This window comes from Stanieria cyanosphaera PCC 7437 (genome assembly GCF_000317575.1).
GTDB classification, from domain to species: Bacteria; Cyanobacteriota; Cyanobacteriia; order Cyanobacteriales; family Xenococcaceae; genus Stanieria; species Stanieria cyanosphaera.
The window spans coordinates 4,802,574-4,825,711 of sequence record NC_019748.1 but is presented as its reverse complement, the minus strand read 5'-3'; the positions used below and the strand labels follow the sequence as shown (position 1 = coordinate 4,825,711).

At 35.4% G+C, this 23,138-nt stretch carries 20 protein-coding genes; 12 read left to right on the top strand and 8 right to left on the bottom strand.

Going from position 1 to position 23,138, the window contains the following annotated elements; all coding sequences use genetic code 11:
- The first annotated feature begins 451 nt into the window (after window positions 1-451).
- Entirely contained in the window at window positions 452-1,267 is an 816-nt protein-coding gene (locus STA7437_RS21105; RefSeq protein WP_015195419.1) for a SirB1 family protein, read from the top strand.
- A gap of 180 nt (window positions 1,268-1,447) precedes the next feature.
- On the top strand, window positions 1,448-2,398 hold the full coding sequence (locus STA7437_RS21100; protein WP_015195418.1) for a glycosyltransferase family 2 protein: 951 nt from the start codon (window positions 1,448-1,450) through the stop codon (window positions 2,396-2,398).
- Window positions 2,399-2,674: 276 nt separating this feature from the next.
- Here STA7437_RS21100 and STA7437_RS21095 read toward each other — a convergent pair whose 3' ends face one another.
- The 5 genes from STA7437_RS21095 to ilvB all read right to left on the bottom strand — a co-directional run bounded on the left by STA7437_RS21095 (window position 2,675) and on the right by ilvB (window position 7,371).
- Window positions 2,675-3,043 carry a DUF2237 family protein gene (locus STA7437_RS21095; protein WP_015195417.1) on the bottom strand — a complete coding sequence of 123 codons (369 nt, stop codon included), beginning with the start codon at window positions 3,041-3,043 and terminating at the stop codon, window positions 2,675-2,677.
- Between the two features lie 24 nt (window positions 3,044-3,067).
- On the bottom strand, window positions 3,068-3,487 hold the full coding sequence (locus tag STA7437_RS21090; RefSeq protein WP_015195416.1) for a hypothetical protein: 420 nt from the start codon (window positions 3,485-3,487) through the stop codon (window positions 3,068-3,070).
- 15 nt (window positions 3,488-3,502) lie between these two features.
- Window positions 3,503-4,303, bottom strand: coding sequence for an ion transporter (locus STA7437_RS21085; protein ID WP_015195415.1), 801 nt, complete (start codon window positions 4,301-4,303; stop codon window positions 3,503-3,505).
- 100 nt (window positions 4,304-4,403) lie between these two features.
- Window positions 4,404-5,243, bottom strand: coding sequence for a prephenate/arogenate dehydrogenase (locus tag STA7437_RS21080; RefSeq protein ID WP_015195414.1), 840 nt, complete (start codon window positions 5,241-5,243; stop codon window positions 4,404-4,406).
- Between the two features lie 268 nt (window positions 5,244-5,511).
- Complete coding sequence (gene ilvB, locus STA7437_RS21075) at window positions 5,512-7,371, bottom strand: biosynthetic-type acetolactate synthase large subunit (RefSeq protein WP_015195413.1); 1,860 nt, start codon at window positions 7,369-7,371, stop codon at window positions 5,512-5,514.
- A 320-nt stretch (window positions 7,372-7,691) separates the two neighbouring features.
- Between ilvB and STA7437_RS21070 the strand changes: the two genes are divergently transcribed.
- From STA7437_RS21070 to STA7437_RS21060, 3 genes are all read left to right on the top strand, one after another.
- The gene (locus STA7437_RS21070) at window positions 7,692-8,972 is read left to right on the top strand and encodes a HEAT repeat domain-containing protein (protein ID WP_015195412.1); all 1,281 of its coding nucleotides are present in this window, start codon (window positions 7,692-7,694) and stop codon (window positions 8,970-8,972) included.
- A 40-nt stretch (window positions 8,973-9,012) separates the two neighbouring features.
- The gene (locus tag STA7437_RS21065) at window positions 9,013-9,615 is read left to right on the top strand and encodes a HEAT repeat domain-containing protein (RefSeq protein WP_015195411.1); all 603 of its coding nucleotides are present in this window, start codon (window positions 9,013-9,015) and stop codon (window positions 9,613-9,615) included.
- 77 nt (window positions 9,616-9,692) lie between these two features.
- A complete protein-coding gene (locus STA7437_RS21060) occupies window positions 9,693-10,475 on the top strand; it encodes a 4'-phosphopantetheinyl transferase family protein (protein ID WP_015195410.1) in 783 nt (260 codons plus the stop codon).
- A 273-nt stretch (window positions 10,476-10,748) separates the two neighbouring features.
- Here the strand turns inward: STA7437_RS21060 and STA7437_RS21055 are convergent, their stop codons facing one another.
- Window positions 10,749-11,831: a class I fructose-bisphosphate aldolase gene (locus tag STA7437_RS21055; protein ID WP_015195409.1), complete on the bottom strand. Its 1,083-nt coding sequence runs from the start codon at window positions 11,829-11,831 to the stop codon at window positions 10,749-10,751.
- A 102-nt stretch (window positions 11,832-11,933) separates the two neighbouring features.
- Entirely contained in the window at window positions 11,934-12,827 is an 894-nt protein-coding gene (locus tag STA7437_RS21050; protein WP_015195408.1) for an alpha/beta fold hydrolase, read from the bottom strand.
- 217 nt (window positions 12,828-13,044) lie between these two features.
- On the opposite strand from STA7437_RS21050, the gene deoC reads away from it, so the two are divergent.
- The 7 genes from deoC to STA7437_RS21015 all read left to right on the top strand — a co-directional run bounded on the left by deoC (window position 13,045) and on the right by STA7437_RS21015 (window position 22,162).
- On the top strand, window positions 13,045-13,731 hold the full coding sequence (gene deoC / locus STA7437_RS21045) for a deoxyribose-phosphate aldolase (protein ID WP_015195407.1): 687 nt from the start codon (window positions 13,045-13,047) through the stop codon (window positions 13,729-13,731).
- Entirely contained in the window at window positions 13,728-14,615 is an 888-nt protein-coding gene (recO, locus tag STA7437_RS21040) for a DNA repair protein RecO (protein ID WP_015195406.1), read from the top strand. The genes deoC and recO overlap by 4 nt, the downstream gene beginning before the upstream one ends.
- A gap of 50 nt (window positions 14,616-14,665) precedes the next feature.
- On the top strand, window positions 14,666-16,063 hold the full coding sequence (locus STA7437_RS21035) for an MFS transporter (RefSeq protein WP_015195405.1): 1,398 nt from the start codon (window positions 14,666-14,668) through the stop codon (window positions 16,061-16,063).
- Window positions 16,064-16,133: 70 nt separating this feature from the next.
- Complete coding sequence (locus STA7437_RS21030) at window positions 16,134-17,279, top strand: glycosyltransferase family 4 protein (protein ID WP_015195404.1); 1,146 nt, start codon at window positions 16,134-16,136, stop codon at window positions 17,277-17,279.
- 329 nt (window positions 17,280-17,608) lie between these two features.
- The gene (locus STA7437_RS21025) at window positions 17,609-19,594 is read left to right on the top strand and encodes a GAF domain-containing sensor histidine kinase (protein ID WP_015195403.1); all 1,986 of its coding nucleotides are present in this window, start codon (window positions 17,609-17,611) and stop codon (window positions 19,592-19,594) included.
- A 12-nt stretch (window positions 19,595-19,606) separates the two neighbouring features.
- Window positions 19,607-19,996 carry a response regulator gene (locus tag STA7437_RS21020; protein WP_015195402.1) on the top strand — a complete coding sequence of 130 codons (390 nt, stop codon included), beginning with the start codon at window positions 19,607-19,609 and terminating at the stop codon, window positions 19,994-19,996.
- A 42-nt stretch (window positions 19,997-20,038) separates the two neighbouring features.
- On the top strand, window positions 20,039-22,162 hold the full coding sequence (locus tag STA7437_RS21015; RefSeq protein WP_015195401.1) for a putative bifunctional diguanylate cyclase/phosphodiesterase: 2,124 nt from the start codon (window positions 20,039-20,041) through the stop codon (window positions 22,160-22,162).
- A 1-nt stretch (window position 22,163) separates the two neighbouring features.
- On the opposite strand, the gene nadC is transcribed toward STA7437_RS21015, so the two are convergent.
- Window positions 22,164-23,021 (bottom strand): carboxylating nicotinate-nucleotide diphosphorylase, encoded by an 858-nt coding sequence (gene nadC / locus STA7437_RS21010; RefSeq protein WP_015195400.1) that lies wholly within the window; start codon window positions 23,019-23,021, stop codon window positions 22,164-22,166.
- Window positions 23,022-23,138 lie beyond the last annotated feature (117 nt).

Sequence of the window (23,138 nt, the reverse complement as noted above, 5' to 3'; positions counted from 1 at the left end):
ATAAACTACTATACACTTAATTTACTGCTAAAGAAAAGTAAGGGGTGTATAAAGGCAAGGGCTTTTAAACCTTATATTAAGTAGATAAGCGTAACTAATTATAAAACAGAAAAATGCAAAGGAAGCAGAAGTACTTGGGTGCAGAAAAGAACAATGAAAGCTTTATTTTATATTTAATTTTGCCCTGGTACTTAGTTGTGGTTTTGAGACAGAAATTGTAGACACTTTTAATAAACTGAAAAACATAAAACTTTTGTAGAGATGTAATAAATTAATTCTCTACTTTTGAATTTTAAATTTAAATTAATCTAAATTCGAGTTAAACACATTGAGATCAAGACTTGAGCAAATACAGATTTCATTGCTATTTTATGCTTGATTTTGCAATGTGCCTGCTATAAATATTAAAATAATTACTAAATACTTAAACAAATTGCTTTATAAATAACCAATGGATTATCAATTAGCTTGGCAAAATTTTTATCAAGAAATTAATCGGGCAGATGAAGATATTGATTTAGCAAAAGCCTCACTTTATTATGCTCAAGCTGAGTATCCCAGTCTCAATATAGAAGAATATCTCAATAAGTTAAATACAATAGCGGAAGAAATTAAAGCAAGACTACCACAAAGAAAATATCCGCTCAAAGTAATTAATACCATTAATAACTATCTTTTTGATGATTTAAAATTCAAAGGTAATCAGCAAGATTATTACAATCCTACTAATAGTTTTTTAAATGAAGTAATTGATCGTAGAACTGGTATTCCTATTAGTTTATCAGTTTTGTATTTAGAAATTGCTAAACGAATTGATTTCCCTATGGTAGGTATTGGAATGCCTGGACATTTTTTAATTCGTCCAGAGTTTGAAGAAGTGGGAATATTTGTTGATGTTTTTAATCAAGGCGAAATTTTATTTCAACAAGATTGTGCTGAAAGATTACAACAATTATATCCAAAACCAATAGAATTAGAACCTCGGTTTTTAGCAGCCGTTAGTAATAGACAAATTTTAGCTAGAATGCTGACTAATTTAAAATATATTTATTTAAATCAAAGGCAATTTAGTAAAGTCTTAGCTACAATTGATGGAATTTTAATGCTGTTTCCAGATAATCCTAACGAATTACGCGATCGCGGTTTACTCTACTATGAATTGGATCAGTGGGATAAGGCTTGTTTGGATTTGGAATATTATTTGGCTATGTTGCCTAATGCAGAGGATGCGGATATGATTCGTTTGTTGCTTGCCAAAATTCGCTAATTATTTATAAAGTTTTTTACATTAATAAAATATGAACAAGCTTTTAGTTTTTGGTTGATAGTTAATTATTTGTCTACAGATAAACACAGATAAAGTTATCAGTTGGTAGTGTTTTTTGTTAATTGATAACTAATAAATCTTCTAGATGGATCTCAAGAATTTAAAAATTGCTATAAAATAATGTTTTTTAGTATTATTATCCCTACCTATAATCGTTTACCAATTTTACAAAAGTGTTTACAAGCTTTAGAATCTCAACATTTAACTGATGATAAAGTTGAAGGCTACGAAATTATTGTTGTTGATGATGGTTCAATCGATGAAACATTAACTTGGTTGAGTAATTTTAAAACTAATTTACCTCATGTAAAAACTTTAATTCAATCTCATCAAGGTGCTGCTGCTGCGAGGAATTTAGGAGTTAATCATGCCCAAGGTGATACAATTATTTTTATTGATAGTGATCTGGTAGTTACAGAAAAATTTCTTCAGGCTCATGCTGATGCTTTAGTAACAGGAAAAGCTAAACTTGGAAGCGATCGCGTCTTTACTTATGGTTGGGTAATTAATACTGCTAACTTTGAAAATCCTACTACTGAACCTTATAAAATTACTGATTTTTCGGCTGCTTATTTTGCTACAGGAAATGTCGCGATCGCCAAAAAATGGTTAGTAGAAGCTGGACTATTTGATACTCGTTTTCAACTGTATGGTTGGGAAGATTTAGAATTAGGAGTTCGTTTAAAAAAATTAGGATTAAAGTTAATTAAATGTCCTGAAGCAGTTGGTTATCATTGGCATCCCCCTTTTAATTTAAATCAAATTCCTCAGTTAATTGATAAAGAAATTGAACGAGGCAGAATGGGAATTGTTTTCTATCAAAAACATCCAACTTGGGATGTTCGGATGATGATTCAAATGACTTTCTTGCATCGTTTATTATGGGGAATTTTATCTTTGGGTGGTAATTTAAACGAAAAAACAATGAAGCCTTTGTTGCAATGGTTAATTAATCTTGGAAAACCCCAACTTGCCTTAGAAATCGCTCGAATTTTTTTAAATTGGTATAACGTACAAGGTGTTTATGCTGCCTATCAAGAAATGAAGCAAATTGAGCAAGTTAAAAGTTGAAAATCACCTTATGATTGCACCAAATAAACATTGTTTTTGATAAGTCCAAATAGTTATGAAATATTGTCTTGCTTGACAGTAATCATATCCTTTTAATCGGATAGATTTTCGATGATATTTGTCAAGATTGTATTTCATCAATTCAAAATTTTATGTTTATAGCAGGATCACCTCGGTAATGCGATCGCTGTTCTTGCTGTACTTCTCGCTCATGTTCTAATACTAATGCTATGTAACAATTAATCATTAACAACAATCGAGATATTCAACTACAATTTAAACATCTAAGGCATTTTGTTTTAATTCTTCGAGGCTGACATAATTTAAAGCAGATTCTTCTGTAGCTGGTAAAACAACTGGTGGTGCAACTCCAGCATCTAACGCTTCTTTCCAACGACTGGCACACAAACACCAGCGATCGCCTGGTTGTAACCCAGGAAAATCAAACATTGGTGCTGGCGTACTCAGATCGTTACCTTGTGCTTTAGTAAATTCAAGAAATTCTGCTGTCATTTCTGCACAGATAACGTGCGCACCGCGATCGCTAAGATTAGTTTCACATTTACCATTACGATACCATCCAGTTACAGGAGAGCCACAACAAATTTCTAATTCGTTACCAAGTACATTGCGTGAATTTTCCATTACTTTTTACCTCAATTATTTTGATTATTGTTTTAAATGCTGCCATTCTTGTTGTAAATATTTAGTCCATTGTGCAGCTAAGTTAATGTCAGTAAAAGGAATTTTAATCGAATTATTATTATTCAAAGTAAAGTTTAAGACAGGTTTTCCTTTGTCAGGAAGATTATCTAAATTTTCAATAGAATGGTTTCCTACTAATAAATCAATTTTTTGAACATCTAATAACGAAAAATTATTTAAATTCAGAATTCCTTGGCGAGTAGGATTCCCCCAAGTGATTTCACTACCTTTTTTACCTAAAACTGCCAAAAAATCGTATTTAGCCTTATCATACTTTTCTGACCAAATTCGATAACCTTCTACCTTTTGATATTCATTCCAACCACTCCAAGCTAACCAAATAAAAACTCCTAATAAAGGTAACCAGAATAAACCCCTTTCCATAATTTGCCCCTAATTTTAATTATTGATAATTTCTGTTGATTTTTTCAAAATAGTTCCACATCTCTTACAAAAAATTGCATCAGAATCATGTTGATATAATCCACATTCAGAACATTCATTTTCTACCAAATTTTTATTTTTGAGTAGTTGCTTGATTAATTCACCAAATTGCCAAGGAATCAATAAGACTCCTGTTAAAATCATTAGTAAAGTTACAGCTTTTCCCGAATCTGATAACGGAGTTACATCACCATAACCTACAGTTGTCATTGTAACAACCACAAAATAAAAAGCATCAAAAAAGTTTTTGAAACTGCCACTATTAACTTGGTGTTCTATTTGATAAATTAAACCAGCATATACAAAAAGTAAACAAAAAACAGTTAGAAAAATCCGAGTATAAATAACATTATCTTCAGCTTTGATACCTAGTATTTTAAAACCTATATGCCAAAAACGAATAATTCTAATAATTCTGAACCATCTAAAAATACGAAAAAATCTAAAATCTATCCATTCTATCAATAAAGGTAAAATAGAAATAAAATCTATTAAAGAAAAAAAACTGAAGAAAAATTTATAGCGATTTTCAGCAGTCCAGAACCGTAAAATATATTCAATAGTGAAAATAATTAAAATAATTGTATCTAACCAATCCAACTTAACTATGATGTTAGGAGCAAGAGGATAAGTTTCAAGAATAAAAATTAATGAAGAAAGTAAAATTAATCCCAAAATAAGTAGATTGATTACTAACCCTGTAGTAGTTTCAACCTTATCAAAATAAAGAGCAATCTTTTTCCTGAGTAAAAGCATCAAAATTAGATTTTCTCTTAATTATCATTTTTATTTTAAACAAATAAATTGCAAATATACGGATTTTTTTTTATAAACTAATTTACTAAAATTTGCTAGCTTAATTCAAAAATTGAGGTCTAGTTTGTTGATTCGTTGCCAAAATTTGCTCTAAATTTTCCCAATTTTCTTGTTCAATGATTTTAATTATTCCGTCTAAACTATGACGATACTGATAAAGCGATCGCAGTAATTCTAAACGATTATATTGTGCCATCATCAGACCCAATTCAGGATTACCACCACCAACTCGACTGGTATCACGAAAACCAGAACTTGCTAATTGTTGAGCTAATTCTAATACTTTTACCTCCTCTTCCCCTAAACAAGCAGCAATCAAACTAGTACTGATCATCACAGGTAAATGAGAAATTAAAGCAACAGCGCGGTCATGTTCTTCGGGAGAACAGATATAAGTATTTGCTCCCAGAGATTGAGCAATTTGGGTTAATTTTTCTACTGCGGTTGCTCTAGTTTGGGCGGTAGGAGTAAAAACATAAGCTGCCCCTTCAAACAAATTAGCTACTGCTGCATCAATTCCCTGTTCGCTTGTTCCTGCCATAGGATGTCCACCAACAAAATTAGACCATAACTGAGAACAAGGTTTTGCGATCGCACCTTTGACAGAACCAACATCAGTAACGACCGCATTGGGATTAAGATAAGGAATAAGTTCTTTGACAGTAGAGATGATTGTAGCGATTGGTGTACATACAAAAATGATTTCTGCTTGAGATAAAAGTTTCAAATCTGTACTAGCTTGGTCGACAACACCTTTTTCTACGGCAATCAAACAAGTAGTTTCCTTTCTAGATACTCCTAAAATCTGATGTCCTTGAGTTCGTAAATCTATCCCCAAAGAACCACCAATCAAACCCAAACCAACAATCCCAATTTTCATAAGCTGTAGTCACAAAAACTCCACTGTCATTATCTGTGTTTCTTGGTTCTTTTACTGCATTTGAGAGAAGGTTAATCTTTAAATAAACAGGTTCAAGCTATTGCCCATTTAAATTTTATATTCAGAATTTTTCTGAACTTTTACCTTTTTCTCATTTGAACCCACAAATTAGATGCTAACTAACTCATAAACAACTGCACCAAATAAATAAGGACGTAGCAACAAACTACATCCTTACTGATAACTGGTCACTGATAACTGGTCACTGTTAAAGCTTAGTACCACATTCAGGACAGAAATGATTAGTACCAGGATTTTTTGCTCCACAATTACTACAGTAAATTAACTCGATCGCTTGGTCTAATTTATTTCTTTGAGGTAAACCAAGCATTTGAGCATTACTCTTGCCAGGCGCAACCATTGGATAACAGTTTTCATCTCTTCTAACTCGTACATCAACTAAAACTGGTCCTTGATGGGCAATCATTTCTGCGATCGCATCCCTTAGTTGCTCACGGTTTTGAACTACCATGCCTTTAATACCATAAGCTTTAGCTAAGATTTCAAAGTCAGGCATTCCGACTTCCATATTGGAACAAGAATAACGTTCTCCGTAGAAAGCTTGCTGCCACTGACGCACCATGCCTTGCCAACCGTTGTTAATAATTACAGTTTTGACATTGATACCGTATTGCGCCAAAGTTCCCAATTCTTGCAAATTCATCTGGAAACTCGCATCACCACTAATACAGATTACTTCTTCATCAGGTAAGGCAACTTTTGCTCCCATTGCAGCAGGCATTCCATAACCCATTGTGCCTAAACCTGCGCTAGAAATCCAACGACGAGGGCCATTTTTCAAAAATTGTGCAGACCACATCTGGTGTTGTCCAACATCAGTAGTGTAATAGGCATGGGGTGCTTGACTACCAATCTCAACAATTACTTCTTGGGGAGATAAACTATCTTTGTGACGAGGCACTTCCAAAGGATAATCCTCACGCCAACGATTAATTCTTTCTAACCAAGCTTTGGTTTGTTCAGTGTTAGTAGGAAGATTTAATTCTCTAACCCTCTGCAAAATTTGTTCTAGTACCTGACGTACATCACCGACAATGGGTACTTCGGGAGTACGGTTTTTACCTACTTCGGCAGGATCAATATCGATGTGAATTACTTTAGCGCGGGAAGCAAACTCATCTAATTTCCCTGTTACGCGGTCATCAAATCTTGCCCCAACTGCAATCAACAAGTCACATTCACTAACAGCAAAGTTAGCATAAGCAGTACCGTGCATCCCCAACATTGACAGTGCCAGAGGATGGTGTTCATCAAAAGACCCAATTCCCATTAAAGTTGTAGTAACTGGGATTTGAAAACGTTCGGCTAATTCCTGAATTTGACTATGGGCATCTGCTGCGATCGCACCACCACCAACGTACAGTAAAGGTTTTTCTGCTGCTTCAATTAATTCGATAGCTGCACTAATCTGACGAGGATTACCTTTGACAGTAGGACGATAACCTGGTAATTTTACCTGTCCTGGTTCAACGGGAATATAATCAAATTCTTCTAAACCGACATCTTTTGGTACATCAATCAATACTGGTCCCGGACGACCGCTTGTGGCGATATGAACAGCCTCTGCGACAATTCTTGCCATATCTTGAGGTTGCCGAACCACATAAGAATGTTTAACTATCGGTAAGGTAATGCCATAAATATCCGTTTCTTGAAAGGCATCAGTACCAATCGCACTAAGGGCGACTTGTCCAGTTATAACTAATAAAGGAATTGAGTCCATGTGCGCCGTAGCAATCCCTGTCACCAGGTTAGTTGCACCTGGCCCAGAAGTACCGAAGCAAACACCTATTTTACCAGTAGCACGAGCATAACCATCGGCTGCATGAGATGCACCTTGTTCGTGTCTGACCAAGATATGCTGAATGTCTCCCCTGGCTTCAGCACGATACAATTCGTCGTAGATAGGTAGAATTGCACCCCCAGGATAGCCAAAAATATGCTTAACGCCGTGACGACAGAGACTATCAATCAGAGCATAAGCTCCAGTACGACGTTGGGGAATGTTAGTAGAGTGTGGGCTTTGAGGAACGCTTATTGAAACCACGAGGCAAACCGTCTAACTTGCTTAATTAATAATTATCTTAGAATTTGTTGTCTATGATGCAACACGAAATGAAAGAAATTGATATATCCAAATTTTCCTAGTTTAAAGGAATTTGTTAGTTCTGTCGAGGGTTTACATCAAAGAATTTTTGGGACTTTTGGCTAATGGGATTATTTTAGCTAATTAAATTTAGAAGGGAATTTATTTCACAGTTTCGTGACATTTTAGGATAAATATTATGATTAATGAACTGGATTAGAAACTCTGCGAGATTGTGGTATTTATTCAATTACTAGTAAGCAATCAAGATTTTAATCTCGATGGACAAAAGATTTTTTAATATATTTAATTTAACCGAAGACCAAGCGATCGCGTTATTAAAAAAGCCTTTAGCTGAATTAGAAGATCAATCGGAGCGTTATGTGGCTGCTTCTCATTTGATTAATTTTCCTACTTCTCGCGCTATTAATGCTTTAATTGAAACAATTCAAGACCCTAATCCCGAACTATATCATCGGATTGCTAGGCGTAAAGCTGTAGAGAGTTTGGGCAGATTAAAAGCGAAAGAAGCTTTACCTATTATTCAAGCTTGTTTAGCTGATGAGGATGCTTACACTGTCGAAAATGCTGTCTGGGCAATTGGGGAAATTGGAACTGAGGAGCGTTCTATTTTGGCAGAAATAGCTAATTTATTGGATAAACCAGGACAAAATTACCGTTTAATTATTCAAACTTTAGCTAAATTTAACTATCAACCTGCCTTAGCTAAAATTCAATCCTTAACCGATTCTGAAGATGAACCAACTGCCAGTACCGCGATCGCAACTGTGGCTCGTTTAACAGGCGATTATAGTAAAATCGGGCGAGTAGTTGAGTTTTTACAACATTCTAGTGTTAATGCTAGACGCGCTTGTATTCAAGATTTAATCGATGCCAAATATTATCCTGCCCTTAAGGATATAGCTAAATGTCCTGTTTCCATCGTGTTTCGTCTGCGGGGAATAAGATTGTTAGCAGAGAAAGGAATAGCTGAGGGGGAAATTAATTTTACTCAAGTTGAACCTAGTTTAGATCAAGTCATACGCGATCGTCCTCAAGACTTAGAAATGGTACATGAATACGACCAAAAACCGAGTTTAGAATTTCTCATTCGCGAACTTTATCATACTGATTTTGGACGTTGTTATTTAGCTAGTCAAACTTTACTAGAAGAATATCCTCAAGAAGCACCCGAAGCCTTAATGGAAACATATCAAGCCGAAGCTTATAATGATTATGGAGCGCATTATCATGTCATTAAACTCTTCGGTTGGCTTCAATATCAACCCGCCAAAGAAATTATTATTGAAGCTTTACACAACAATCAACCCCAGTTTCAAAAATCTCGGGCAGCAGCAGCGATCGCCATAGCACATTTAGGTGCTACTGAAACAATTCCTTTACTAAAAAATGCTCTTACTACTTCTATTTTCGATCTTAAATACGCTTGTTTATTAGCCTTAGAACAATTAGGAGATTATTCTAGTTGCCAAGTAGCTACCGAAGATGCAGACTTATTAATTAAAACTAAAGCCAATCAAATAGCTAGCATTAACAATTAATTACAGTTTTTGTAGACAAAGTTAATTGAGGATCAATCAATTGTCTATTAATCAAAAATATCCCGATTTAAAAAATAAAAATCCCATAGTTCGCGAACGAATTATGCAGCAAATAGTTGAAGAATACAATGAAGAAACTATTAATCAATTAATAGAAGTTTTAGATTCAGAAGATGCAGATTATCGACGTACAGTAGTCAAAACTCTTAATTTAATTGGTTTAGATGCTGTTCCCGCTTTATTAAAAGAACTTAATCAAACTGACAATTCCTTAGCCAAAGCTAGTTGTATTAATGCTTTAAGTAGTATTTCCAATCAAGATGAAGAAGAACGATTTCTCAGTCAAATTTTAACTAGTTTGCAACAAGCACTAGAAGACCCCAATCCGATGGTACAACTATCTAGTGTAGGAGCGATCGAAACCTTTGGAGAACAAGCCTTTGACATTTTGACTGCTGCGATCGCTTCTGAGAATCTCTTGGTACAAGTAGCAGTTGTTAATGCTTTAGGTTCTTTAGGAGATCCTAGAGGTTTAGATGTTTTATCTTCTTTATCTCAAGATCAAACTGTCGACCCCTATGTCAAAGAATTAGCTGTTAGTGCTTTATCTCGTTTGGAACAGGTAATTAAATTTAATAGTTAAATAAGTATAGCCATTCTAGAATTGGCTTTAACGGTTATCAGTTACCAAAGATATAAGTCAAATTTTAATATTATTTGATGAAAGTACCTGTTTGGGCAACTCCTCCAACTAATTTAAGTTTATCAACTAATGAAATTCATATTTGGCGGGCTAATTTAAATTTATTGCCTGAAGAAATAAAACAATTAGAACAGATTCTTTCTGAAGATGAGCGATCGCGTGCTAATCGTTTTCGTTTTCCCCATCTTAAAAACCGTTTTATTGCTGCTAGAGGTAATTTAAGAAAAATTCTTAGTTTTTATCTTCAGATTGAAAGCGAGTTTATTGAGTTTGAATATAGTTCTCGTGGTAAGCCTCAATTAGCAGCAAATTTAAATAAAATTGGGCTACAGTTTAATCTTTCTCATTCTCAAGATTTAGCTTTGTACGGGTTTAGTATTAATCAAAAAATTGGCATTGACTTGGAACATCTACGAGCTATTTCTGATGTAGAAAAACTCGCTCAAAGATTTTTTTCCGAGCGAGAATATAAGTTAATTACTAATAGTGACCTCAATTTACAACAACAAGTTTTTTTGCAATTTTGGACAGCTAAAGAAGCTTATCTTAAAGCAACTGGTGAAGGTTTAGTTGATTCTCTTGCTGAAATTGAGTTTTTAATAAAATCAGATCAAAGCATCAGTTTGCAATCAGTTCATGGCAATACTAAAATTGCCCAGAATTGGTTAATTGAGAACTTTATCCCTGATTCTGATTACATTGCTACTGTTGCTGTGGAACAAACCTTATCTAATAACAATCAACCAAAAATTTGTTTTTGGGAGGCAGGAAAAATTATGTCCACTGATAAACGCAGATGAACGCGGATAGAGTTATCGATTGGAATTGGTTGTTATACCATTTTCATGCATTAACAAGAGACTTGGTAGGTTGGGTAGAACGATAGTGAAACCCAACATTAATAAGATTTGGTTGGGTTTCGTGCCTCAAACTAATTAGCAAAAGCGAAACCCTGAAGTTTCTAGCAAAGAGTCTAGAGACTTGGTCGATGTTTGGAAGTCAGAGGTCAGTTTTTACTTATTACTTATTACCTATTACTTATCAAATTGGTATTAGTTTTTGTTTCCTACATTTTAAGCAACCGTTACTTCAGAAGATAAATAAACATCCTGAATTAAATGAAATAATTGAACTCCTTCTTCAAAAGGACGTTGGAAGGTTTTTCTTCCAGAGATCAAACCACAACCACCAGCCCGTTTATTAATTACTGCTGTCCGTATCGCTTCCGCGAAATCATTTTTACCAGTAGCACCACCAGAATTAATTAAACCACTGCGTCCAGCATAACAATTGAGGACTTGATAGCGAGTTAAATCGATAGGATGTTCACTGGTTAATTCACTATAAACTCTTTCGTCAGTTCTACCGTATTTTTTTCCCGTCGCTTTAACAACTGCTTGATAACCTCGGTTACATTCGGGTAATTTTTGTTTGATAATATCAGCTTCAATTGTCACTCCCAAATGATTAGCTTGTCCTGTTAAATCGGCTGCGACGTGATAATCTTGGTCTTGTTTAAATACATCATTACGCAGATAACACCAGAGAATAGTAGCCATTCCTAATTCGTGGGCGCGGGCAAAGGCACGACTGACTTCTTGTATTTGTCGAGTAGATTCTGGTGAACCAAAATAAATTGTCGCCCCGACTGCCACAGCCCCCAAATTCCAAGCTTGTTCGACTGAAGCAAACATAATTTGATCGTATTGATTGGGATAGGTTAGTAGTTCATTGTGATTGAGTTTGACAATAAAAGGAAGACGATGGGCGTATTTACGAGCCACCATTCCCAAAACACCTAGGGTAGTAGCCACGGCATTACACCCTGCTTCTAGAGCAAGTTTAACGATATTTTCTGGGTCAAAATAAGTAGGGTTAGGTGAAAAAGAAGCTGCTGCCGAATGTTCGATGCCTTGATCGACAGGAAGAATAGAAAGATAGCCAGTATTGGCAAGTCTACCTGTAGAATAAAGTTGTTGCAGACTACGAAGAACTTGAGGATTGCGATCGCTATTGGCAAACACACGATCTACAAAATCTGCTCCTGGTAAATTAAGCAAATTTTGAGATATTTTAGCTTGATAGGTTAATAAATCTTCTGCTTCATCACCTAACCAAGAGAGAAAGGATTTCTGTGGAGAAAAAGTAACAGTCATGGCAGTTTGTGATTTAGTTATTGCTGCTTATCTTTTATTGTGACTATTACTTTGATGATCTAAGTTCTGTCTCAAGATAGTTTTCTCGTTTTAATATTTTAACTAAAGTCCTATTTTAACTAGCCAGTTTAAGATTAATTGATTAACTACCTTCGGTTTTTCATCATGAGGACAATGACCAGCACTAGGAATAGCATGAAATTCTACTTGAGAATTAGTTGAAGTGAGGTCTTGATAAATTTTTGCGCCTTTAATAGGTGTCCAAGGATCTTTTTCACCCCATAAAATTAATAAAGGATGTTGCAACTTAGGTAATAAATCTTGAGGTTTTGGCCCTGGTGGCGCAGTAATTACCGAAGCAAACACTTGATGAGCATTAGGATCGCAAGAAGGAGTATAAAGCATTTCGACCAACTCATCAGTTACCGCAGTGCGATCGCGATACACTTGATATAAGGTACGGCGAATTCTAGTTTTCTGACGAACATTATTAAAAATAAATTTCCCACTCACAGGTGAACTTACCAACTTAGTAAACGTACCCATGATTAATCGTAAAGGGAAATTTAATTCATCAGGACGGTGATTTAATCCTCCTGCACAATTAATTAACACTCCTCCTGCTGCTATTTCGGGATGTTCAGTAATCAGCATTAGACTAATCAAACCACCAATTGAATTCCCAACAAAAACCGTCGGTTCGTTAATATGGGTTTGCCAAAAATCTTTAATTTGACTTTGCCAAAGTTCTAAAGTGTAATTTAAAGATGGTTTAGCTGAACCACCAAAACCTAAAAGATCGATCGCAAACACTCGATAACCTTGCTTTGCCAAAACAGGAATATTCTTTTGCCAATGTCCAATTGAAGCTCCAAAACCATGAATTAGCAACAAAGGCTGTCCTTGTCCCATGACAGTGTATTCAATCGAGTGACCCTGCCAAATCCAGGCTAGTTTTTCAATTTTATCCGTTAAAAAAATTTGTTTTGTAGTCACAACTGTAAGTTAGTTTGATCTAAGTCTAGTTGTTTTGATGATACAAAAATTAATATTTTCTGGAAAGTATTTTATAGTGACCAGTGACCAGTGACCAGTAGAGACGTAACATGTTACGTCTCTACAGTGACCAAATTAGCTTTTAATTCTCTTATTAATTAAATTTTCTTAAAATTCTGCGAAAATAATAAAGAGAGTAATTTTAGACATTGCAGCAATGCCTGTAAATGATTTAGAGATAGATATTGCCACTTACATCGACCATGCCTTACTTAAACCTACTGCGACTACCCCAGAAGTAGTCAAGTGTTGTGAGGAAGCTTTACAATTCAATTTTCCTGCGGTTTGTATTTACCCTACTGCGGTTCGACAAGCTGCTGAGATCCTTCATGGTAAAAAAACTCAGATCTGTACTGTAATTGGTTTTCCTACAGGAGCAACTACTTCAGCTACAAAGCTCTATGAAGCACAAGAAGCAGTAGACAATGGCGCGACAGAGTTAGATGTAGTAATTAATTTGGGTTGGTTAAAATTGGGGGAATCAGATCAAATTTATCAAGAAATTGCTCAAATTTGTGAAGAGACAAGAAGCATTGTTAAAGCTATTCTCGAAACTTCTTTACTGACTCCTACAGAAATAAGATTAGCAGCAGAAATATGTATGGATGCTGGTGCAGCCTACCTCAAAACTAGTACAGGATGGGTTGGTGGTGCAACGGTAGCTGATGTGCAATTATTACGGGAGGTTTCTAAGGGCAGAGTAGGGATTAAAGCTTCTGGAGGAATTAGAACAATTCAACAAGCAATCGAATTAATTCAAGCAGGGGCAACCAGATTAGGAACATCTCGCGGGATTGATTTAGTTCATCAACAAAAGCAGGAATTTAATAATTCTCCAACATGAATCAAACCTATAAAGCAACAGGAATCAATCTTAAAGGAATGCCACTAGGGGAAACAGATCGCTTAGTGACAATTTTAACTGCTGAATTTGGTTTACTTAGTGCGATCGCTCCTGGGGCAAGAAAATATAAATCTCGCTTAAGAGGTAGAAGTGAGTTATTCGTAATTAATGAATTACTGATAGTCAAGGGGCGATCTTTAGATAAAATTATTCAAGCAGACACAATTTATACTTATCCAGGTTTAAGCCAGGAATTGGGTAAATTAACGGCTGCCCAATATTTAGCAGAATTAGTTCTGAGTTTAGCGTTGAGCGAACAGTCTCAAATTGAATTATACGAACTACTCAAAGAACATTTACGACGAATTGAACAATTAAACAATCAACTAAATATTTATGCTTACCTAGCTCAAGCAGTATTTCATTTTTTAGCACTAGCGGGAATTGCTCCTCAAGTTTATACTTGTTGTCTGACTCAAAAGTTGCTTTTACCCAATTTTGCTTATTCTAATTGGCAAGTTGGTTTTAGTTTTTTGAGTGGTGGAATTGTCGATTTGTCTCCTTTAAACTTGCCTCAACAAAACGGAGCAAAAAAATCTCATAATAACAATATTATTAACCTAAAAACTCATAATAATAATTATTTGACTAACCCCATTAACTATAAAATAAATGGATTAGAATTAACTTTGATTCAAAATCTTAGTGGTGAAAGTTTACCAACTCGAGAATTAATTAATAATTATCCAAGTTTTTCAGTTGATTCTCTTAATTTAGCTTGGATTAGAATAGAGCGAATTTTAAGAGAATATGCTGAATATCATTTAGGCAGTTCAATACGTTCTGCTTCATTAATAGATGAATTGTATTTAGTAGAATTTTAAAATCAATGGTTAGTTACTAACTGTAGTTTAACTAAGTTGAATAAAGTAGAATGCGACTATCGGAATCTAATCAAAAAAATGAAGAAACTGTCACTCAAATAGCAGAAAATTCTTATCAATATTCTTCTGAATCAAATGCCAATCGAGGATTTATTCCTGTCCTCAAAAACAAACGTTTTTTAACTTTGTGGAGTGGACAAATTTTTTCCCAACTGGCAGATAAAATTTATCTAGTTTTGATGATTGCGATTGTTTCCAGTCAGTTTCAAGCACCAAATCAACCAATTGGTCGTTGGGTATCCCCAATTATGGTAGCTTTTACGATTCCTGCGGTTTTATTTGGTTCTTTAGCAGGAGTGTATGTTGATCGTTGGTCAAAAAAAGCTGTATTAGTTATTTCTAATTTATTGAGAGGAATTTTGGTATTGTTGTTACCGCCTTTGTTATGGTTAGCTCAAGAGCAAAACTATAATTTGGGACAATTGCCTTTAGGATTTGTGCTGATGTTGGGGATTACTTTTTTAGTCTCGACTCTAACTCAGTTTTTTGCACCAGCCGAACAAGCCGTAATTCCACTAATTGTTAAGCGAGATCATCTTTTAGCAGCTAATTCTCTTTATACTACCACCATGATGGCGTTACTGATTGTGGGATTTGCAGTAGGAGAGCCTTTATTAGCAGTAACTGAAACTTTAGCCCAACATTTAGGATTGCCCTGGCAAATTGGCAAAGAATTATTAGTAGGTAGTGCTTATGCGATCGCAGGAATTCTGTTAATTGCCCTCAAAACGGAAGAAAAACAACAAGATCTTTCCCCAGAAAGTCCTCACGTATTTCAGGATATTTGGGACGGAATCAAGTATTTAGGCAAAAATAGTCGTGTCCGCAATGCTTTAGTTCAATTAGTGATTCTTTTTTCGGTTTTTGCTGCTTTGGCTGTTTTAGCAGTGAGTATGGCGGATAAAATTCCTCAAATTGAAGCAGCCCAGTTTGGCATTTTACTTGCTTCTGCAGGCGTAGGAATGGCTACTAGTGCTGCCATTTTAGGTCATGGAGGTCAAAAATTTACCCACGCTCAATTAAGTTTAGTTGGTTCTTTTGGGGTGGCTATTTGTTTGGTAGGTTTGTCTTGGTCTACTCAAAACCTTTGGTTAGCTTTAATCATGACAACTTTATTAGGAGGATTTGCTGCTTTAGTAGGTATTCCGATGCAAACTACTATTCAGTCAGAAACGCCTTCAGATATGCGTGGTAAAGTTTTTGGACTGCAAAACAACGCGGTTAATATTGCTTTGTCTCTTCCTTTGGTTCTAGCTGCCGAAGCCGAAGCTAGATTTGGTTTAGAGTCAGTATTTTTTGGTTTAGCAGCTTTAGCTCTGGTAGGAGGGGTCTTAACCTGGTATATTTCCCATACAGGCAAAATCAATCTTAATAAAGTTGACGAATAGGATAGTAAATTATCATTTATTAATGTTTAGTAACTTTATTTTTTGTCGCTTTTTATAAAAGAGCATTTGAATGCATATCGCTTGGTTGGGAAAAAAATCGCCTTTTTGTGGCAACGTTACTTATGGTCGAGAAATCACAAACTCACTACTAGACCGAGGTTATCAGGTCAGTTTCCTGCATTTTGCCCAAGAAGAAAGTCAACAAGAAAGCTGGCCCAATTGTCCAGAAGTGTTTTTACCGTTTATTTATAAATCACAGGTTTATACTATTCCGACACTCAAATCGAGTAAAGTCTTAATGCGATCGCTCAAGGAACTGAAACCAAATTTAGTTCATGCTTCTTTGACTCTTTCGCCTCTAGATTTTTTATTACCAGAAATTTGTGAAGAACTTAATTTACCTTTAGTGGCGACTTTTCATCCCGCCTTTGATAGCAAAATTCGCAACCTCAAATCTAGTACTCAATACCTCACTTATCAACTTTATGCGCCGTTTTTAGCCCGCTACGATTGTGTAATTGTCTTTTCTGAGATTCAAAAAGATTTACTCATTAAACTAGGAGTACCAGACGAGCGAGTAGCAGTCATTCCTAATGGGGTAGACGAACAAAAATATTCTCCTGGTTATTCTAATCTCAAGTACCAATTAAAAACTAAACATCTGTTTTTATATCAAGGGCGGATCGCTACTGAAAAAAATGTTGAAGCCCTCCTCAAAGCTTGGAAGTACTGTCCGATGGGAGAAGATTGTAAATTATTAATCGTTGGCGATGGCCCTCTCAGAGCTTCTCTTCAACCTGCTTATGGTAAAGAACATAATATTGTTTGGTTTGGTTTTGTGCCTGAAGAAGAACGTCGCATTGATATCCTTCGGGCTACTGATGTCTTTATTTTGCCCTCTTTAGTAGAAGGTTTATCTCTTTCTCTGCTAGAAGCTATGTCTTGTGCGATCGCATCTATCGCCACTGATGCAGGGGCTGATGGTGAGGTTTTAGCTGGTGGTGCAGGAATTGTGCTTGACACTCAAGGGGTAACTACTCAATTAAAAACGATTCTGCCTCTGTTTCGAGATCATCCTGAAATGACTAGTTTATTGGGTCAAAAGGGTAGACAAAGAGTTTTAGCTAAATATACTTTGAGTCAAAATTTAACTAAACTAGAGCAGCTTTATGCAGAGGTCTTAGAAAAAAGACAGTTTCAGCTTAGTGGTAGATAAAGAATTCTAATTATAGCAGTACACGTTAAATCATAAATTAGGACATCAAAAAAAAACTAGCGAGGCACTGAGTAGTCGCTTTCACAGGATTTTTAATTAATATAACACTACGTATTTAGGTTAGGACACGCAAATCTTGTCAGGGCGATTGGCCAATCGCCCCTACGATTTACAATAATGTCCTAATCTTTCTTTGTACTGCTATATATAACTATTAAAATTTACAATTCTGCGCAAAAAATTAATTAATTTTTAAGAATTGCGTTAAATTCTTTTGTTTTAAGGGAATACTAAAAGTCTACTAATAGATAATTTCTAATCATCTTGCGATGAGTAATTATAACAATTCAATTCCTACTTTAACCTTGATTCGGGAACGCCAGTTGCAGCAGGATCAACTTATAGACTTTAGAATACCAGCGACTCAAGATCGACATCAATTGAAACTTTTCCAATATTTCTCCCTGGTAAGTTTGGTTGCTTTTCTCGTTGCAATCCTGTTTTTAGTGACATTTTATCGTCATCAGTCTTTAATTATTTTAGTCAATTCCCTTATTTTAGATTCGCTCTATTTTGTGCTTTTTTTGATAGTTAGAAAAGCCGACCAAGCCATTACTACTCAAACTCTAGCTTTACAACAATTTCAGACACAATCTCAACAAAAAGTTCAATTAGAAACAATTGTCGCCGAAAGAGCCAAAGTTACAGCAACTATTATCGATAAAGTGCGTCGCTCTCAAGATACCAATACAATTTTTAAGGTAACTACTGAAGAAATGCGTCGAGTGTTACAGAGCGATCGCTTAATAGTTTATCAATTTAATCCCGACTGGAGTGGTCAAGTAGTCGCTGAATCAGTAGGTGCTGGTTGGGTTTCTCTGTTAATCGAGCAAAATAACGATGAAATTTTACAAGGCGATCGCATCTCTCTAGATCGCTGTATCCTCAGAAATTGGTCTAAAGGGGATCTAATCGAACCCGATAGTTTTCTTCAGCAAACCAAGGGAGGAAAGTACACTCGTGGGCAAAAATTTACGGCAGTAGATGACATTTATAGCAAAGGTTTTCCTGACTGTTATGTCAAGTCCCTCGAAAAATATCAAGCCCAAGCCTATTTAATCGTACCGATTTTTCAAAAACAAAAACTTTGGGGTTTACTGGGAGCATATCAAAACAATGGTACGCGTATCTGGCAAGATTCAGAAATTGAGTTGATGATCCAAATTGCTAACCAATTAGCTATAGCTCTACAACAAGCAGAATTTGTCAATAAACTCAAAAAAAAGACAGAAAATCTGAAAAGAGCTTTAAAAGAACTTAAAATAACCCAAAAACAATTAATTCATCAAGAAAAACTCGCAGCTTTAGGTCAATTAGTAGCAGGAATAGCCCACGAAATTAACACTCCTTTAGGTGCGATTAAAACTTCGGCAGATAATGCTAATAAAGCTATCGACAAAACTTTAACCCAACTTCCTCATCTTAATTACTTACTCAATGATCAAGAACAGGAAACTTTTTTTAATCTAGTTAGCCAAACTTTTGTTAGTAAACCATTTTTAACTTCTAGTGAAAAACGTCCTCTAAAAAAGAAGCTACAACAACAGTTACAAAAGTATGAGATCGATAATTGTCGCAACATTGCCGACACTTTATTTGATATCGGGATTTACGAAGAAATAGAGTCATTGTTGCCCCTACTAAAACATTCTAAAGTAGATTGGATTTTGGAACTTGCTTATAATTTGACTCGTTTGGGAAGTAACAATCAAACTATTCTTACTTCTGTAGAAAGAGCTTCTAAAGTCGTTTTTGCGCTCAAAAATTATGCTCGTTCTGGAGTTAATGATGATAAACAATTGATCCAAATAACAGAAGGATTAGAAACTGCACTGGAGATTTATCACAATCAACTCAAGTATAAAATTGAGGTAATTCGTAATTATCAAAGTGTCATGGATATTTGGGGTTATCCTGATGAATTGATTCAGGTTTGGACCAACTTGATTCATAATGCGATTCATGCCATGAAAGAACAAGGCAAATTAATTATTAGTACTACCACAGAAAATGATGGAGTCAAAATTGAAATCGTTGATTCTGGTTCTGGTATTGCTTCAGAATCGCAAGCAAAGATCTTTGAACCCTTTTTTACAACTAAGCCATCAGGAGAAGGAACGGGTTTAGGCTTACATATTTGTCAAAAAATTATTGATAAACATCAAGGTAATATTGCCGTTGAAAGTCAACCAGGACATACTAAATTCAGTATTTGGTTGCCTATAAATAATGAGCAATCAACGATTAATCAATAATCCAACAAAACTATGCCTGAATCTGCCATTATCTGTGTCGATGATGAAATAACCATTCTTGAGAGCTTGAAAGAACAGCTTAAACGAAGTTTTGGCGATCGCTATATTTATGAAGTAGCAGAAAGTGCTGCTGATGCCTGGGAGATTATCGAAGAATTAAAGGCTGACAACATTAATATAATTTTGATTGTCTCTGATTGGTTAATGCCCAAAACTAAAGGAGATGAATTTTTGACTCAAGTGCATGAGCGTTTTCCTAACATCATAACTGTAATGCTGACTGGACAAGCCGATGAAATTGCTATTGAGCGAGCTAGAAAGCAAGCAAATCTTTATGCTTGTTTATACAAACCATGGACAGAAGCCGAATTAAATCAAATTATTACTTCAGCCTTAGATTAAATAAAACTCAAGACTAGATTTATATAGAGAAGTATCGACGTAATGATTAAAACAGCGATTATCTGTGTTGATGATCAAGAAATTATTCTAACCAGCCTAGAAGAACAACTAAAACGCAATATTAGTAAAGATTATGACATTGAGTTGGCTACTAGCGCTCAAGAAGCACTTTTGTTGTGTGCAGAGCTTGAAGCTGAAGGAATTTCCATTGCTCTGGTGATTTCCGATCAAACAATGCCAGAAATGTCTGGAGATGAGTTTTTAATTAAACTTCATGCTTCTTACCCTAAAACCTTAAAAATTCTTTTAACTGGACAAGCTGAGGCTGATTCTGTTGGCAATATCGTTAACGCAGCAGCACTTTATCGCTATATTGCTAAACCTTGGGATGAAACCGATTTGATTTTAACCGTTAAGGAAGCCTTGCGACGCTACGGACAAGAACAGCAATTAGTACAGCAAAATATTTTATTGAAACAAACTAACCAAAAACTACGAAAATCTCTCAATCTGCTGCTAGCAACTTTGGAAGCTACTGATGATGGGATTTTGGTTTTAGATAATCAAGGCAAAATCATTATTTTTAATCAACAATTTGCTAAGATTTGGGAACTTAATTCTTATATCGGTGAAAACAATAGTGATGAAGTTTTTACCCGAGTTTTTCAGCAACTAGTAGCACCTTATACTTGCGATTTAACCAAACAAAACTTTCAATCTCATCCACAAAAACACGAGCTTTTGCAACTCAACAATGGCAAAATCTTAGAATGTTATTCTCAAACTCAACGACTAGAACAAGAAATTGTTGGCTTTGTTTGGGGTTTTCGAGATGTTACTGAACGAGAACAATCTCAAGCGATCGCTCTTAAAAAAACTTTTTATGATACTTTAACAGAATTACCTAAGCGCAGCATCTTAACTTGTCAACTGTCTGAAGCTATTACCAAAGCTCAACAAAATTCCGATAGACTGGCAGTAATGTTTGTTGATTTAGACCGATTTAAGGTTATTAACGATACTTTAGGTCATACCGCAGGAGATCGGTTAATACAAAAAGTAGTACATCGTTTGAAAGACTGTGTTAGAGAAAAGGAGCTAATTGCTCGTTGGGGAGGAGATGAATTTACGCTACTATTACCCAAAATTAATAGTCAAAAATATCCTGAAGCGATCGCTACAAAAATTTTAGAAACTCTTAAACCTCCTTTTTATTTGGAAGATAAACAGATTCATTTAACCACTAGTATAGGCATAGCTATCTATCCTGAACATGGTACAAATGTCGAAACTTTAATGAAAAATGCCGATGCAGCTTTATCTCAAGCTAAACAACAAGGACGAAATAACTATCAATATTACGATCCAACTATTAATTCTCAAGTAAATAATCTTTTAAAAATCGAAAATCTGTTGCATTCTGCTTTAAAACAAGAAGAATTGCTTCTTTTCTACCAACCTATAGTTAATGTGATGACTGGTAAGATTGTCAAAATGGAGGCTCTCTTACGGTGGCAAAATCCCCAATTAGGATTTGTTTCTCCTCAAATATTTATCCCTTTAGCAGAGGAAAATGGCACAATTGTTCCTATTGGTGAATGGGTACTTCAAACTGCTTGCGCTCAAAATAAACTTTGGCAAGAAATGGGATTATTAGCGATCAAGATATCAGTTAATTTATCTGTGCGTCAGTTTCAGCAACCCAATTTAGTCACGACGATTATCAATATTCTTGAGCAGACTCAATTATCACCATTTTATCTGGAATTAGAAATTACTGAAAGCGTCACTATGCGTGATGTAGAGTTAGCTAAAACCATTCTTACAGAATTAAATAAAATAGAAATTACTCTGTCTATGGATGATTTTGGTACTGGCTATTCTTCTTTAGGATATCTCAAACAATTTCCCTTTCATACCCTCAAAATAGATCGTTCTTTTATTAAAGATTTAACTACTAGTTCTCAAGATTTAGCAATTGTGAATGCCATTATAGCTTTGGGAAAAGGACTCAACCTTACTGTAGTAGCTGAAGGAGTAGAAACAGAAGAAATAAAAAATTTACTTAAAAATATCGGTTGTGAATACATTCAAGGTTATTTGTTTAGTAAGCCGTTACCTGCTGCTGAGGCAACTAAATTATTAGAAAATCATCACTTGATCTAATCTAAATCATTCTCATACTCAAATCTAACCAAGAAGATCTTGTGATTGGCGCACTACTAGAAATATAATCAACTCCTGTTTCTGCTACAGCGCGAATTCTTGCTAAAGTAATATTGCCCGATGCTTCAATTTTGATTTGACTGTTTTGATTACGAATCAGTTGAACCGCTTGAGTCATCATTTCCAGGGACATATTATCTAACATAATAATATCTGCACCGTGTTCTAAAGCTGCTTGTACTTCCTCTAAATTGCTAGTTTCCACTTCAATTGTTAAAGGATAAGGTATATTCTCCCGTAAAAGTGCGATCGCGCTAGCAATTCCTCCTGCTGCTTGAATATGATTATCTTTGATCATCACCGCGTCATCCAATCCCAAGCGATGATTAACCGCACCTCCAACTTGAGTAGCATATTTTTCTAAAATTCTTAACCCTGGAGTGGTTTTCCGAGTATCTACTAGTTTGGTGGGTAAATCGGCAATTTGTTCAGTGTATTTCCTCGTTAATGTCGCAATCCCACTCAAACGCATGGCTAAATTTAAAGCAACTCTCTCTCCAGTTAATAAAGCTTCCTGATTTCCGTCAATTTTGGCAATAATTGTCCCTAACGAACAAAATTCTCCTTCTGCTATTATCGGATCGAAATTAACGTTCTCATCTAATAATTGAAATACTCTAGCTGCAATTGGTAATCCTGCGATGACACCCTCTTCTTTAACAATCCATTCCGCCTTACCTTGCTTGACTTCCCCGCTAAATAATCCTGCGCTAGTGCGATCGCCTCTGCCAATATCTTCAAGTAACCATTGACGTAAAAGAGGTTCTAAAATTATTTGGGCAGGTAAAACGGCTTTCATCAGAAGTTTTGGAACTCAATTTGGTGTATGTTAGATTTTAAGCTGCTATGCGGTCAAATTGCATCTTTGATTTGGTTAATTGTTTGTCCACAGATGAACACTGATAAACACAGATGG